Raw genomic sequence first — 14,156 nt, 5'->3', positions numbered from 1 at the left:
TCGATGCAAGCGGCGGAAGAAAAGCCGGACCCGTCGATCCGTCTCGGGGCGCGCGGCGTCACGAGACGGTTCGGCCCGGTGCTGGCCAATGACGCGATCGACTTCCGCGCGCGGCGTGGAACCGTTCATGCCATCGTCGGGGGCAACGGCGCCGGCAAGTCGACGCTGATGCGGATCCTGCAGGGCGTGGACCGGCCGGACTCCGGCGTCATTCTCCTCGATGGCGCACCGGCGAGTTTCGCCGGTCCGGCAGAGGCCTTCGCCCGCGGCGTCGGCATGGTGCACCAGGAGTTCATGCTGGCGCCGGGCCTGACCCTCATCGAGAACCTGATCCTCGCCAGCGAACCCGCCGACGGGTTCGGCCGCATCGACCGCGCCGCGGCCCTGGCCAAGGCACGCGAACTGGAAGCGCTGGCGGGGGTCTCGCTCGACTGGGACACTCCGGTGGAGGATGCACCGGTGCATGTGCGCCAGATCGTCGAGATCCTGCGCCTGCTCTACCGCGGCGCCGACGTGCTGATCCTCGACGAGCCGACGGCGGTGCTGGCGCCGGCACAGGTGCGTGAACTGATCGCGCTGCTGCGCAAGCTGCGCGACGAGGGCCGCACCATCCTCTTCATCAGCCACAAGCTGGACGAGGTGCTGGCGGTGGCCGACGAGATCACGGTCATCCGCAACGGCCGGGTCGTGGACAGCCTGCCGCGCTCCTCCGCCAGCCGAGAGGGTCTGGCCGAGATGATGATCGGTGAAGTGCTGGCGCGACCGGAGCCGCGCGCCGCCACGGCCGGCACGCCGGTGCTCGAGGTCGCCGGGCTCTCCGCTCGCGACCTGCGCGGCCATGCGGCGCTGTCGGGCTTCGACCTCACCGTCAGGGCTGGCGAAATCGTCGGCATCGCTGGCGTGGCCGGCAACGGCCAGGACGAGATCGCCGCTTCCGTGACCGGGCTGTGCCGGATCGATGCCGGCACCATCCGGCTCGCTGGCGCCGACATCGCCGGCCAGACGCTGGCGCAGCGCCGCTCGGCCGGCCTCGCCTATCTCAGCCCTGACCGGGCTGCCGAAGGGCTCTGCCTCGCCGCGCCGATCGCCGAAAACGCCATAGCCGGCCATCATCGGCGGCCGGACCTTTGCTCGCGCGGCGTTCTCCGCCGCAAGGCCATCGCGCGCCATGTCGGCGATCTCCTCGATCGTTATTCGGTGAAGCGCGCCTCCGACCGCCAGCCGGCGGGCAGCCTGTCGGGCGGCAATCAGCAGCGCGTGGTCGTCGCGCGCGAACTCGACGGCGATCCGAAGCTGCTCGTCGCCTGCCAGCCCACGCGCGGCGTCGACATCCGCGGAATCGACTTCATCCATCGCTGCCTGCTCGAATACCGCGACAAGGGCGGAGCCGTGCTTCTCGTTTCCGAGGAGCTGGAGGAACTCGTCGCGCTGTCGGATCGGATCGTCGTCGTCTACGGCGGCCGGATCACCGGCGAGGTCATGCGCGGTTCGGCCGGCCTGGAGGAGATCGGCCGGCTCATGCTGGGAGGCAGGCAGGGATGAGCGCACAGGTCCTCGGCAGCACGTCCTTCGAACGCCCTCGTTGGCTGCGGATCCTGGAACCGCTCGGTCCGCTGGCTGCGGCCTTTGCCTTGGCCGCGCTGGTGCTTTTTGCGGCCGGTCACAACCCGATCGACGTCTACACGCTCCTCGCCGTGGAAGCGTTCGGCAGTTCGCGCCGCATCGCCGCGACGCTGTCGGCCGCTACGCCGCTGATCCTGACAGGACTCGCCACCGCCGTGGCCTTCCGCGCGGGCGCCTTCAATGTCGGCGTCGAGGGCTGCATCTTCGTCGGCGGCCTGGCGGCCGCCACTGTCGGATTCACATTCGTCGGCTTGCCCGCCGCGCTCCTGCTACCGCTGGCGCTGGTCGCCGCCGTGCTTGTCGGCTCGCTGTGGATGCTGGTACCGGGCCTGCTGAAGGCGCGCCTCGACGTCGACGAGGTGGTGACGACCCTGATGTTGAACTTCATCGCCATCAGCCTGACGGCCTGGCTCGTCAATGGACCGCTGCTGGCGCCCGGCTCGGCCAACTCGGCCACGCCGATGATCGCCGACGCGGCCCGGCTGCCCAAGCTCATGCCGCCCTCGACGCTGAACGCGGGATTCCTCATCGCCATCGCGCTGCTCGGGCTCTACGCGCTGTGGGGCAATCGGACCGCGCTCGGCTTCGAGACGCGGCTGGCCGGCATGAACGCGCGCTTCGCGGCGGCATCCGGCATCAACGTGCCGATGCTGGTCATCAAGATGATGCTGTTGTCGGGGGCCATCGGCGGCCTGGCGGGCGGCATCCATGCGCTTGGCAATGTCGGCCGCTTCGTCGCCGGCTTTTCGCCCGGCTATGGCTTCACCGGCATCGCGGTCGCTCTGCTGGGACGCGGATCGGCGCTCGGCATCTTTCTGGCGGCGCTGCTGTTCGGCGCGCTCGCCAATGCCGGCGCCACCATCCAGTTCTTCAGCGACGTGCCGATCGAGATCGTCGACATCCTGCAGGGCACGGTCATGGTCTTCGCCGTGGCGCAGCTCGGCTGGATCTTCGTGCGCCGGAGGGCATCGGCATGATGATCGACAACGTCATCCATGCCGCGGTGGTGATGACCACGCCGGTGCTGCTGGCCGCACTCGGCGGACTGATCAACCGGGTCGGCGGCCTCGTCAACATCGGCCTCGATTCCATGATGCTGGCCGGGGCGCTGTTTGGGCTGATCGTGGCCTCCATGACCGGCAGCTGGCCGGTCGCGCTCCTGGCTGCAGCCGCAGCGGGCGGCGTCGTCGGCCTGGCCATGTCGCTGGCAGTGACACGGCTGCAGGCCAACGAGATCATCGTCGGGCTCGGCTTCCTGGTTGCCGTGGCGGGGCTCGTCCGCTTCTTTCTCAGCTCGGCCTATGGCAGTTCGGGAACGCTGAGCCTGCCCGACGTTGCCCGCCTGCCGCGCATCGACATCCCGTTCGTCGCCGACGTTCCCATCCTGGGCGCGATCCTGTCGGGCCACGACCCGCTGACCTGGGCGGCGTGGGCGATGGTGCCGATCACCGTCTGGTTCCTGGCCCGCACCCGGCTCGGCCTGCGGTTGCGGGCCGTCGGCGCAGCGCCACAGGCCGCACGGGCGCTCGGGCTGAACCCGCTGGCTTTGCGTGACCTTTCGACGGTCTATGCCGGCGTCATGTCGGGGCTTGCCGGCGCCTATCTGTCGATCGGCGTCGTCGGCATCTTCAACGAGGGAATCACCGCCGGTCGCGGCTTCATCGCGCTCGCGGCGTTCTATTTCGGTCGCAACCGACCCTGGGCAACCGCCACCTGCGCCCTGCTGTTCGGCTTCTTCGACGCCTTCCAGATTCGCATGCAAGGCCGCGGCATACCCGCCGAACTGGTCCAGACACTGCCCTACGTCATGGTGATCGTCGTCCTGACGGCGGTCGCCGTGGCCGGGCGTCGCGCAAGGGCGAGGAGACCCTGACGATGCAGAACCCGCGCACCGCCCTCATCCTGGTCGACGTGATCAACTCGTTCTTCGAACCCGGACAGCCCAACCATTACCCCGGGGTGGAGGATGTCCTCGAACCGATGCGCGCCTTGCGGGAGGCAGCGAGACGGTCAGGCGCGATCGTCGTCCATGCCGCCGAGCGGCACCGCCCGGACTTCGACGATTTCGAATGGCGCAAGCTGCCGGTGCATCACATCGACGGCGCCAACGATGCAGCCTTCTTCGCCGACTTCGCGCCGCAGGGCCGAAACGAGACCGTCGTCTGGAAGCGTCGCTTCAGCGCCTTCTTTGCCACCGATCTCGCGCTTTTCCTGACCGAACAGGGCGTCTCCCGCCTCGTGATCGCCGGCGTTAAGACCAATGTCTGCATCCGCGCCACCGCGCAGGACGCCTTCGCCAACGGCTTCGAGCCGGTGGTGCCGCGCGAGGCGACGAACTCGAACCGCCCGCACCTGGCCGAAGCATCGCTCGAGGACATTCATCGCTACATGGGCCGGGTGGTTCCCCTGGCCGAAGCCGTGGACATGCTGTCATGAGCGGCGGCATCGCCATCATCGGCTATGCGAGCCTCGATCACGCGGCCATGCTGGACAGCGTACCCCGTCCGGGCCGAACTTCGACCATCCTCGCCCGACCGGCCAATGCCTGGCCGCGGCTGGGAGGCAGTCCGGCCTACGTGGCGGGCGCGCTGGCGGCGGCGGGCGTGACCGATGCCCGGCCGGTGAGCTGGATCGGCGCCGACGAGGCGGGCGACGCCTATCTCGCCCAGCTTCGCGACAAGGGCGTTCTGGTGGACGCCATGGCCCGCGTGCCGGACGCACGAACGCCAATGGCGGTGCTGGCCTATGATCCGGACGGCGGCTGCTGCTGCCTCTACGATCCCGGCATGCCGAAGCATCTCGCGCTGACCCCGCAGCAGCGCGCCGTGATCGCCGATGCTGACTGGCTCTGCGTCACGATCGGACCCACACGCGCCACGCTGGACGCTCTCGAAGCGCTGAGCCCGACGGCTCGCCTTGCCTGGGTGGTAAAGGATGATCCGCGGGCCTTGACGCCCGACCTCGCAGCAAAGCTCGCCGGGCGCGCGGACCTGATCTGCCACAGCCGGGCCGAGCGCGGCTTCGTCGAGGCGGCATTCAGGGCCGCCCCCGCGTCGCGCCCGGAGCGTATCGTCATCGAAACGCTGGGCGGCGAAGGCGCGACCGTCTCGCGGGGCGGCACATCGCTTTCGGTCGTGACCATTCCCTTCGAGACGCCCGACCCGACCGGGGCCGGCGACACCTTCGCAGGCGGCGTCATCGCCGCTCTCGCGGCCGGCGAAACCGATCTGCAAGCGGTGGTCGAGGCCGGGCATCATGCCGCCGCCGCCCTGTTGCGCAGCCGCCTTGTTTCAACTGACGAAAGTGCCTGACCCATGACCCAAGAAGAACGCTCCGACCGCGCCTGGTACATCGGCGTGTCGCGCCAGGAGGTCGGCGACGCCGCGATCCTGATCGGCGATCCGGCGCGGATCGACCGGATTGCCGAGCATCTCGACGACCCGGTGTTCCCGCCTGTCAGCCGTGGCCTGCGCACCGTGACCGGCGTGCGCGCCGGACACCGCATCACCGCCGCCGCCTTCGGGATGGGCGCGCCCATCGCCAGCATCGTGCTGCACGAACTCTACGCGCTAGGCATCCGCACCTTCCTGCGCATCGGCACCGCGATGGCGATCCCCCCGGCCAGGATCGGCGATTTCGTGCTGGCAGACGGCGCCCTGCGTGCCGACGGCACCTCGAACAGCTATGCTCCGCTGGGCTACCCCGCCATCGCCGACTTCGACCTGAATGCCGCGCTGCGCCAGCGTCTCGCGGCCGGAAGCCGGACCTGGCACGCCGGCATCTTCGGCACCTGGGACGGCTTCTACACCGAGATGTTCGGCCTGTCGGGCGCCCGCCGCGAGATGATCGGCAGCCTGAAGCAGGACATCGAGCGCATGGGGCTCATCGGCACCGACATGGAGACGTCGGCGCTGCTCGTCGCCGCCCGCATTCTCGGCGCCAGGGCCTCGACGCTCTGCGTCGCCACCGTCGATGCGCACACGCAGGAGAAGATCTCCGAGGACGCGATGGCCAGGGCCGAGGTGGAGCTTTTCGAGACCGCGCTCGACGCCATCACCGCGCTGCCGGCCTGACCGCAGGCCGCCCTGACGACGACTGACACAGGAAGGACATCCGCCATGAGCACGCTTCTAGACCGCTATTTCGGGTCGCTCGCCGAACGGCTGGAGACGGTACGGACCACGCAGGCCGCCGCCATCGAGGAAGCCGCCGGCCTGTGCGCGGCCAGCATCGGCGCCGGCAAGCTCGCCTTCACTTTCGGCACCGGCCACGGCGCGCTGCCGGCCCTGGAAAGCTTCCCGCGCACCGGCACGATCGTCGGCTTCCGCCCGATCGTCGAGAGCACCATGATCTCCTTCCACCATGTCTGGGGCGACATGGGCGCGCGGCAATACCGGTTCATCCATGCCCAGGAGGGCTACGGCAAGGCGATCCTGCGCTCGCACCAGATCGACCCCCAGGACACGATGATCCTGTTCTCGCATTCCGGCATCAATGCCGTGATCATGGACATCGCCATGGAGTGCAAGGAGCGCGGGATCAAGCTCGTGGGCGTCACCTCCATCCCGCACTCCTCCTCGACGCCCTCCCGCCATTCCTGCGGCAAGCGGCTCTACGAGGTGGCAGACGTGGTCATCGACACCGGCATCCCGAAGGCGGACGCCGCCCTCTACATCGACGGGCTGAATTCGCCCGTCGGCGCATCCTCGACCAGTGTCACCATCGCCATCGCCCACGCCATCGTGGCGCTGACGGCCGAAAAGCTCGTCGCCGAGGGCATCACACCGCATGTCATGGTCAGCCCCAACACGACGAGCAAGGAGGCGGCCAACCGGCAGAACGACGAGAATTACGAGGAACTCTGGCGCCGGCTGAAGGCGCGGTGACCGCCATGGACAGGAAACTCTTCATCGACGGCGCCTGGAGCGAGGGCGCGGAGGGCACCCGCGCCGACATCCGCGACCCGGCGACCGGCGATCTCGTCGGCACCAGCGCCATCGCGACCCGTGCCGACGTCGACCACGCGGTCGAGGCCGCGGCCACAGCGTTGCCGGGATGGGCCGCGACGCATGCCGACCAGCGCGCCCGGGTGCTGCATCAAGCGGCCGACCTGATCGCCGCACGCGCGCCCGCGATCGCCGACACGCTGACGCGCGAACAGGGCAAGCCGGTGCCGGACTCGCTCAAGGAGATCCTGTTCGGCGTCGAGGTGATCCGCTTCTACGCCGAGGAGGGACGCCGCCTCGGCGGCTCGATCCGTCCCTCCTCGCGGGCCGACATCCGCAGCCTCGTCACCACCTCCCCCGTGGGCGTCGTCGGCGGCATCGTGCCGTGGAACTATCCCGTCGACCTCTATGCCTGGAAGGTCGCGCCGGTGCTCGCCGCCGGCTGCACGCTGGTGGTGAAGCCGCCGCACGAAACGCCGCTCGCCATCGGCCAGGTGGTCGAATGCTTCGTGGAAGCCGGCTTGCCGGCCGGCGTGCTCAATGACGTTCCGGGCACCGGACCGGAGGTCGGCGCGGCGCTGGCCGAGCATCCCGGCATCGCCATGGTGACCGCGACGGCCTCGGTTCCGGCTGGCCAGTCGATCATGCGCGCCGCCGCAGGCACGCTGAAGCGGCTCTCGCTCGAACTCGGCGGCCAGTGTCCCTTCATCGTGCTCGACGACGCCGATCCGGAAGAAGCGGCCGCCGCCGCCGCGCGGCGGTCCTTCTCCAACATGGGCCAGATCTGCATCTCCGTGAACCGCATCCTGGTGTCGCGCGGCATCCATGCCCGCTTCGTCGAGGCGCTGGCGGCCGAGACGCGCAAGATCCGGCTCGGCCATGGCATCGAACCGGGCGTTCTCTACGGGCCCGTGCTGAACGAGAGCGTGCGAACGCGGACCGGCCGTCACCTGGAAGACGCCTTGCAACGCGGAGCAAGGCTGATTGCCGGTGGCAAGCGGCCCGGCGGCGATACGTATGACCGGGGCTTCTTCTTCGAACCCACCGTCGTCGACGACGTCCCCGACGGCGCGCTGGCCTTGACCGAGGAGACCTTCGGACCGCTGGCGGCCATCCGCCCGGTGGAAAACGACCGGGAAGCCCTGGCGGTGGCCAACGCGCTGCCGTTCGGCCTTGCCGCCTACGTCTATTCTGGCGACCTCGAGCGCGCCTGGAGCCTCGCGGAACGGATCGAGGCGGGCGCGGTCGGCGTGAACGTCAACGACACGAGCGAACTGCACGCGCCCTTCGGCGGCTGGAAGATGAGCGGCATCGGTCGTGAACTGGGCCGGGAAGGCATCGAGGCGTTTCGCGAGTCCAAGCACATCAAGATGCGCGTCCGCGATCGGCTCGGCGCCTGAACCCGCCGTCCGTCGCCCGGCATCCGGCAGACAAGACTGGAGACCGTTGAAAAGTCCTGCCCGTCATGACGATCCAGACGGGGCACGAACCTGTGCTTAGCGGTCTCCGTGGCGTGGGTTCGGCCTCCCGCCGCACAGGAAGGACTGCAGACGGCTCGTCGCACGTCCTGCGGCTCTTCCCGCGGCGGCGATCTCCGGGCGAGGTCCGGGTCTCTCCAGTCCGCATCGCCCGTTACCCCCGAGCGCTAAGGCAGCCCGTCATTCTGTCTAAGACTTTGATTTCATGGTGATCCCGACTGGATTCGAACCAGTGACCCTCAGATTAGGAATCTGATGCTCTATCCTACTGAGCTACGGGACCACGCGCGCACGATATAACGGGTTCGGGCGCCGAGGCCAAGGGTTTCAGCGTCGCGGAACGACCGAAGGCGATCGGTCAGGCGGCAAGCGCCTTTTCCGTCAGCCGCACCCAGTAGGAAATGCCGTGCGGGATCGCCTCGTCGTTGAAGTCGTAGCCCGGATGGTGGAGGCTGGCGGTGTCGCCATTGCCGATGAACACGAACGAGCCCGGCCGCGCCTCTAGCATGTAGGAAAAATCCTCGCCACCCATCATGGCCGGAATGTTCGGCTCCACGTTCTGGGACCCGGCCACCTCGGTCGCCACCTGCACGGCGAACTCTGTTTCCTCCGGGTGGTTGAACGTCACCGGATAGTTCGCATCGTAGTCGATCACGGCCGTCGCGCCACCCGCCTCGGCGATGCCCTGCACGATCGCCTTCATGCGCGTTTCGGCGAGCGCGGCCACCTCCTTGCGCAGCGTGCGCACGGTGCCGGCGATCTGCGCGGTCTCGGGGATGATGTTGTAGGCCTCGCCGGCATGGAACTTGGTGACGGAGACGACCAGCGCCTCCAGCGGATCGGCATTGCGCGACACGATGGTCTGCAGCGCGCCGACGATCTGGCTGGCGATGACGATGGGGTCGACGTTCTGGTGCGGGAACGCCGCATGCCCGCCCTTGCCCCGGATCGTGATGGTGAATTCGGCCGTCGCCGCCATGATCGGACCCGGACGGGTGGCGAACTGGCCGACCGGCAGGCCGGGCGCATTATGCATGCCGAAGACGCGGCTGATGCCGAAGCGCTCCATCATGCCCTCCTTGACCATGACGTGGCCGCCGCCGCCGCCCTCCTCGGCGGGCTGGAAGATCACCGCGACGCGGCCCGCGAAGTTGCGCGTCTCGGCGAGGTATTTCGCCGCACCCAGCAGCATCGAAGTGTGCCCGTCATGGCCGCAGGCGTGCATTTTGCCGGGATTTACGGAAGCATGCGCCACCCCCGTCGCCTCGGTGATCGGCAAGGCGTCCATGTCGGCCCGAAGGCCGATGGTCGGACCGTCGCCCAGCCGGCCGGCAATGATGCCCACGACGCCCGTCCGGGCGATGCCGGTCACGACCTCGTCGACGCCGAATGCCCGCAGCCTCTCGGCCACGAAGGCCGAGGTCTCGTGGAGATCGAAGCCGATTTCCGGCACGGTGTGGAGGTGACGGCGCCAGGCGGCGACTTCCGGCTGCATCTCGGCGGCACGATTGAGGATCGGCATGTGGGGGAACCCTGCTCCTGTTCGGCGGCCTGACCCGTCCCACCCCGCGCGATCGTGATCGGCGCGGTTTTGCCATCCCCGCGCCACATGCGGTAAGTAGCAGCGATCAGGAACAGGGAACGGGCCGAAAGGCCTTCCCCGCAACCGTAGCGCAATTACCGCGTGAGGCGAAAGTGAATTTGAGACGTCCCTTCCGGATGCTGGCCGCTTGCGCCCTCGGCGCGCTGGTCCTGTCCGCCAACCCGGCCGCAGCCGGCCCTTCGCTCGTCGTCGATCTCGACGGCGGACGGGTGCTGTCCCAGGAAGACGCGATGCAGCGTTGGTACCCAGCCTCGCTCACCAAGCTTCTTACCGCCTATGTCGCCTTCCGCGCCGTGGCCGCGGGCGAGGTGACGCTGAAATCGCCGGTCCGCATCTCCAAGAACGCCGCCAAGGAGCCGCCCAGCAAGATGGGCTATCCAGCCGGATCGGTCCTGGCGCTCGACAACGCGCTCAAGATCATCATGGTGAAATCGGCCAACGACGTCGCCACGGCGATCGGCGAGAGCATCGCCGGCTCCGAATCGGCCTTCGCTGCACGCATGAACGCCGAATCGATCCGGCTCGGCATGACCGGTTCGCGATGGATGAACGCGCACGGCCTGCACCATGACGGCCAGTACACGACCGCCCACGACCTGGCGGTCCTGGCGACCGCCATACGCCGCGATTTTCCGCAATATGCCGACTATTTCAGGATGGAAGGCCTTGCCGACGGCCAGACGAAGATGATCAACCACAATGATCTGATCGGACGGTTCGAGGGCGCCGATGGGATGAAGACCGGCTATACTTGTCCATCCGGCTTCAACCTGATCGCGTCGGCCACGCGGCAGGGGCGCACGCTCCTGGCCGTGGTCATCGGCGAACGATCGTCGGAGGAGCGCGCAGTCAAGGCTGCCGACCTGCTGGCCGCCGGCTTCGGCAGGAGCGCGGCCGGCGCGCCGACGCTCGCGTCGATGACGCCGCCCGCCCGCGCCGGAATCGACCAGGCGCCGAACATGCGCTCGCGCATCTGCACCCCGGCCGCCTACAAGGCGCGGCTCGATGCCGGCGAGATCGACAAGAACGGCAAGGTGATCGTCAGCTCGCCGCATCTGGCCGACAAGCCGTCGCGCGAGCGCGTGCTCGTGGCGGTGGGTCTCGGCGGCGCGACAGGCCCCCGTTCGCCGCACGCGGCCGCCGACGTGGAGTATGCCCGGGTGCCGATCCCCACGCCGCGGCCCGACTATCGCCCGGTCGAGGCGAGCGCGGTGCGATAAGGCGCGTCGCGCGCTTCCCATACCGCGCCGCGCGCCGTAGGACTAGGTCGTCGCAGGCCCGGTGTCCCTAGTGGACACGGGTTCCGGCCGACGTGCTCCGCAAGCGAGAGAACTGACGATGCAGCCACCCGTTCCGGTCACGGTCCTCACCGGCTTTCTCGGCGCCGGCAAGACCACCCTGCTCAACCGGCTCCTGAAGGATCCGGCGCTGACCGACACCGCCGTCATCATCAACGAGTTCGGCGACGTGGCGATCGACCACCTGCTGGTCGAGCAATCGTCGGACGGGATCATCCAGCTCTCGGATGGCTGCCTGTGCTGCACGGTGCGGGGCGAACTGATCGACACGCTGGCCGACCTGGCCGATCGCATGCAGACCGGCCGTATCCCGCCCCTGAAGCGAGTCGTGGTGGAGACGACGGGCCTGGCAGATCCGGCGCCGGTGCTGCAGTCGCTGATGGCGCATCCGGCGATCGTGGCCGCCTACCGGCTCGACGGCGTGGTGACGCTGGTCGATGCCGTCAACGGCTCGGCCACGCTCGACGCGCACGAGGAAGCGGTGAAGCAGGTCGCCATGGCCGACCGGCTGGTGCTGGCCAAGCGCGACCTCGCCTCGGACGCGGACCTGCGTGCGATCGAGGCCCGGCTTGGCTCTCTGAACCCCGGCGCGCCGCTGCTGGACGCCGCCACCGCGTCGGCTCCCGTTCTGCTCGACTGCGGGCTGTACGACCCGGCAACCAAGAGCGTCGACGTCGCCCGGTGGCTGCGTGACGAGGCGCACGGCCATGACCACCACAACCATGACCATGGTCCTGACCATGACCATCATCATCATCACCACCACCACGGCCATGACGGGCGCATCCGCAGCGTGTCACTGGTGCTCGACCGGCCGCTGCCGCTGTCGACGGTCGAAAATTTCCTCGACCTCCTGCGCTCCACCCATGGCGAGCAACTCCTGCGCATGAAGGGGATCGTCGAGACGCTGGAGGACCGCGAGCGCCCGCTGGTGATCCATGGCGTGCAGAAGGTGCTGCATCCGCCGATTCGGCTGGCGCAATGGCCGGCCGGCCCGCGCGGCGTGCGCATCGTCATGATCACCTTCGACATGCCGGCCGATTATGTCGAGCGGCTGTTCGCCGCCTTCGCCGGCCAGCCGCGCATCGACATGCCCGACCGCGCGGCGCTCGAAGACAACCCGCTGGCCATTGCCGGCGGGTGGAAGGTGTAGGGAACGGCCGTCAGGCGGGCCGCAAGGCCGTCGACGATCCCCGGCCCGGGTTTCTCCCTACCCGCCGCAGGCCTCGGCCGACAGCGCCATCGCGGAGACGCGGCGCGGCGCGGCGTCTCCATGGCGCCGGTGCAGCGCGATCTCGCGCACCGGCTCGGACTGAACGGGACACAGGCCGATCGACCGCGCAAAGCCTTCCACCCGGTCCCCGGCGCGGCCGTCGGCGAACCAGAGCGCGGTGGCGCCTTCGGCAGCACCCCGGTCGACCCGCGGCATCTGCGGCGCCAGGATCGGATGGTCGTGCAGGCGCAGGTTGGCGAAGACCTCGTATTCGGCCGTCACGATCGCGTCGGTCGGTCCCGACTGCGCCAGCTCTTCGGCCAGGCGACGGTAGTCGTAGTCGGTCCGGGCGTTCATCCGCGTGCTCTCGTACCACTGGCCGGCGACCAGGCCGACACCCAGCGCCATGCCGCCGAGCGCGAACCAGGTTTCGCGACCGGGCCGGCGCGAGAAGGCCCAGCCCACCAGGACGGGAACCGCCATCACCACGACGGGCGCCAGCCACCGCATGCGCACCACCGTGGCGCCGGTGGCGAGCGTCACCACCAGGCCGACCAGCCAGAACGCCAGGCCCCAGAGCGCGATGACCGAGACCGCGGGCGCGTGGCGCGGCGGTGGCGATGCGCGCGGCGACCGGATCGTGTAGACGGCGAGCGCGACGGCGAGCAGCGCCAGAAGGCCGGCCGTCGCCAGCAGGTACTGGCCGATTCCCTTCAAGGCTGTCGCGAGAAGGCCGGCCCCCTCCGCGGCGCGGAAATTGTCGGCCAGCACCAGGGCATGGCCGGTGTTGCCCGCCACCCACACGAGATGCGGAATGGCGATGACGGCGGCAGCGAGCCAGGCGACCACGCTCGACGGCCGCGCGAAGACGCGCGGCTTGCCGACCGCGAGGTCGGCCGCGACGAGGGCGGCGATCACCAGCGCGCCGTTGTACTTGCTCAGGACCAGAAGCCCCATCATGACGCCGATCGCCAGATGCCGCGTCGCGCCCGGCGTCTCGCGCGCGGCGAGGTAGGCGACGCCCAGGCCACCCGTCAGCGCGAAGGTGAGCACGGTGTGCGCATAGTTGCGCTGCGATTCCCAGCCGATCTCGACGATGAGGAACGGCGCGGCCAGGGCGGCCGCCGCGACGGCCCGGCCAAAGCCGAGGCGCCGCGTGATCTCGGCGACGGACCAGAAGCCGAGAAACAGCAGGCCGAACTTGAGCAGGTTCTCGGCCAGCATGCCGACGCCGAAGACCCGGTGCAAAGCGATCAGCATCCAGGTGTAGAGAGGCGGCTGCGAACGGCCGTAGCCCCAGTCGAGATACTGCGTGTAGAGGAGCTGTTCGGCGCCGTCGTAGCTGGTTCCCGAGCGCACGAGGCTGAGCGCGATCGCCTGTCCGACGAAGAGCAGCAGCAGGAACCCGGTGTAGCGGTTCCACGATCCCGTCTCGTCCCTGTCGTCCGTGTTCATCCCCGGCATCCGTCCCGTCCGGCGGCGCCCACCCTGCCGTGGCGTCGTCCGCAGGGGTGGGTAGCCGATCCGGGTCGCGTTGTCAGGGGCTTTTCGGAACGATGCGGCCGGCCGTCGTCCCGCCCCGCTCGATGAGGAAGCGATGCCCGCCGGCCATGCTCTCGCTGGTCACCAGCCGGTGGCCGTCATCGTGGCAGAATGCTGGGATGTCGATGACGGCGAGCGGATCGGTGGTCTCGACCCAGAGCCGGGCGCCCGCAGGCAGGCCGGCGATGCGACGACGCGTCTTCAGCACAGGCAAGGGGCAATTCAGGCCGCGGAGATCGTAGGTCTCGGCCGGGACCTGTGTCCCGGACGCATCGGCGGCGTCCACGGCGGCGGTCAGCCGCCGAACAGGTTGCCGAGCCCGACGCGCTTGCGCACCGAGCCGAACAGCCCGCCGCTCGACTTCGCTTCCTCGACGGTGACGGTCGGCGCGGCTTCGACCGGCTGGGCGGCAGCCTGCGCGGCGGCGAGCCGCTCGGCCTCCTTTTCGGCGCG

Annotated in this window: 13 protein-coding genes and 1 tRNA gene; 10 read left to right on the top strand and 4 right to left on the bottom strand. The window is 69.2% G+C overall.

The window, feature by feature from the left end:
- Positions 1-3 precede the first annotated feature (3 nt).
- Genes EJC49_RS08535 through EJC49_RS08500 form a run of 8 tightly spaced genes read left to right on the top strand, consistent with a single transcriptional unit; the run spans position 4 to position 7,969 of the window.
- A complete protein-coding gene (locus EJC49_RS08535) occupies positions 4-1,542 on the top strand; it encodes an ABC transporter ATP-binding protein (protein ID WP_126699256.1) in 1,539 nt (512 codons plus the stop codon).
- A complete protein-coding gene (locus EJC49_RS08530) occupies positions 1,539-2,600 on the top strand; it encodes an ABC transporter permease (protein WP_126699254.1) in 1,062 nt (353 codons plus the stop codon). The genes EJC49_RS08535 and EJC49_RS08530 overlap by 4 nt, the downstream gene beginning before the upstream one ends.
- Entirely contained in the window at positions 2,597-3,496 is a 900-nt protein-coding gene (locus EJC49_RS08525) for an ABC transporter permease (protein ID WP_245453319.1), read from the top strand. Before EJC49_RS08530 ends, EJC49_RS08525 begins: the two co-directional genes overlap by 4 nt.
- A gap of 2 nt (positions 3,497-3,498) precedes the next feature.
- On the top strand, positions 3,499-4,059 hold the full coding sequence (locus tag EJC49_RS08520; RefSeq protein ID WP_126699252.1) for a cysteine hydrolase family protein: 561 nt from the start codon (positions 3,499-3,501) through the stop codon (positions 4,057-4,059).
- Positions 4,056-4,934, top strand: a complete 879-nt coding sequence (locus EJC49_RS08515) for a carbohydrate kinase family protein (protein ID WP_126699250.1) — start codon at positions 4,056-4,058, stop codon at positions 4,932-4,934. Before EJC49_RS08520 ends, EJC49_RS08515 begins: the two co-directional genes overlap by 4 nt.
- A gap of 3 nt (positions 4,935-4,937) precedes the next feature.
- Entirely contained in the window at positions 4,938-5,696 is a 759-nt protein-coding gene (locus tag EJC49_RS08510) for a nucleoside phosphorylase (RefSeq protein ID WP_126699248.1), read from the top strand.
- Positions 5,697-5,741: 45 nt separating this feature from the next.
- Positions 5,742-6,509: a sugar isomerase domain-containing protein gene (locus EJC49_RS08505; RefSeq protein WP_126699246.1), complete on the top strand. Its 768-nt coding sequence runs from the start codon at positions 5,742-5,744 to the stop codon at positions 6,507-6,509.
- A gap of 5 nt (positions 6,510-6,514) precedes the next feature.
- Entirely contained in the window at positions 6,515-7,969 is a 1,455-nt protein-coding gene (locus EJC49_RS08500; RefSeq protein WP_126699244.1) for an aldehyde dehydrogenase family protein, read from the top strand.
- A 284-nt stretch (positions 7,970-8,253) separates the two neighbouring features.
- On the opposite strand, the gene EJC49_RS08495 is transcribed toward EJC49_RS08500, so the two are convergent.
- Both EJC49_RS08495 and EJC49_RS08490 read right to left on the bottom strand, forming a co-directional pair.
- Positions 8,254-8,330: transfer RNA gene (locus tag EJC49_RS08495), tRNA-Arg, on the bottom strand.
- Positions 8,331-8,405: 75 nt separating this feature from the next.
- Complete coding sequence (locus tag EJC49_RS08490) at positions 8,406-9,569, bottom strand: M20 aminoacylase family protein (RefSeq protein WP_126699242.1); 1,164 nt, start codon at positions 9,567-9,569, stop codon at positions 8,406-8,408.
- Positions 9,570-9,748: 179 nt separating this feature from the next.
- Between EJC49_RS08490 and EJC49_RS08485 the strand changes: the two genes are divergently transcribed.
- Positions 9,749-10,870 (top strand): D-alanyl-D-alanine carboxypeptidase family protein, encoded by a 1,122-nt coding sequence (locus EJC49_RS08485; RefSeq protein ID WP_245453318.1) that lies wholly within the window; start codon positions 9,749-9,751, stop codon positions 10,868-10,870.
- A 118-nt stretch (positions 10,871-10,988) separates the two neighbouring features.
- A complete protein-coding gene (locus EJC49_RS08480; protein WP_126699240.1) occupies positions 10,989-12,101 on the top strand; it encodes a CobW family GTP-binding protein in 1,113 nt (370 codons plus the stop codon).
- A gap of 57 nt (positions 12,102-12,158) precedes the next feature.
- On the opposite strand, the gene EJC49_RS08475 is transcribed toward EJC49_RS08480, so the two are convergent.
- Both EJC49_RS08475 and EJC49_RS08470 read right to left on the bottom strand, forming a co-directional pair.
- On the bottom strand, positions 12,159-13,616 hold the full coding sequence (locus tag EJC49_RS08475) for a glycosyltransferase family 39 protein (protein ID WP_170314660.1): 1,458 nt from the start codon (positions 13,614-13,616) through the stop codon (positions 12,159-12,161).
- Positions 13,617-13,698: 82 nt separating this feature from the next.
- On the bottom strand, positions 13,699-13,989 hold the full coding sequence (locus EJC49_RS08470) for a sulfurtransferase TusA family protein (protein ID WP_126699236.1): 291 nt from the start codon (positions 13,987-13,989) through the stop codon (positions 13,699-13,701).
- Positions 13,990-14,156: the final 167 nt, after the last annotated feature.

The organism is Aquibium carbonis, assembly GCF_003970795.1.
In the GTDB taxonomy this organism is placed as follows: domain Bacteria; phylum Pseudomonadota; class Alphaproteobacteria; order Rhizobiales; family Rhizobiaceae; genus Aquibium; species Aquibium carbonis.
Note: the sequence above shows the minus strand (reverse complement) of the source record. Positions and strands in the feature narration are given on the sequence as shown.

Coding starts and splice junctions, on each gene's coding strand:
- EJC49_RS08535 (WP_126699256.1), top strand. CDS start 4: ATGCAAGCGGCGGAAGAAAAGCCGGACCCGTCGATCCGTCTCGGGGCG.
- EJC49_RS08530 (WP_126699254.1), top strand. CDS start 1,539: ATGAGCGCACAGGTCCTCGGCAGCACGTCCTTCGAACGCCCTCGTTGG.
- EJC49_RS08525 (WP_245453319.1), top strand. CDS start 2,597: ATGATGATCGACAACGTCATCCATGCCGCGGTGGTGATGACCACGCCG.
- EJC49_RS08520 (WP_126699252.1), top strand. CDS start 3,499: ATGCAGAACCCGCGCACCGCCCTCATCCTGGTCGACGTGATCAACTCG.
- EJC49_RS08515 (WP_126699250.1), top strand. CDS start 4,056: ATGAGCGGCGGCATCGCCATCATCGGCTATGCGAGCCTCGATCACGCG.
- EJC49_RS08510 (WP_126699248.1), top strand. CDS start 4,938: ATGACCCAAGAAGAACGCTCCGACCGCGCCTGGTACATCGGCGTGTCG.
- EJC49_RS08505 (WP_126699246.1), top strand. CDS start 5,742: ATGAGCACGCTTCTAGACCGCTATTTCGGGTCGCTCGCCGAACGGCTG.
- EJC49_RS08500 (WP_126699244.1), top strand. CDS start 6,515: ATGGACAGGAAACTCTTCATCGACGGCGCCTGGAGCGAGGGCGCGGAG.
- EJC49_RS08490 (WP_126699242.1), bottom strand. CDS start 9,569: ATGCCGATCCTCAATCGTGCCGCCGAGATGCAGCCGGAAGTCGCCGCC.
- EJC49_RS08480 (WP_126699240.1), top strand. CDS start 10,989: ATGCAGCCACCCGTTCCGGTCACGGTCCTCACCGGCTTTCTCGGCGCC.
- EJC49_RS08475 (WP_170314660.1), bottom strand. CDS start 13,616: ATGAACACGGACGACAGGGACGAGACGGGATCGTGGAACCGCTACACC.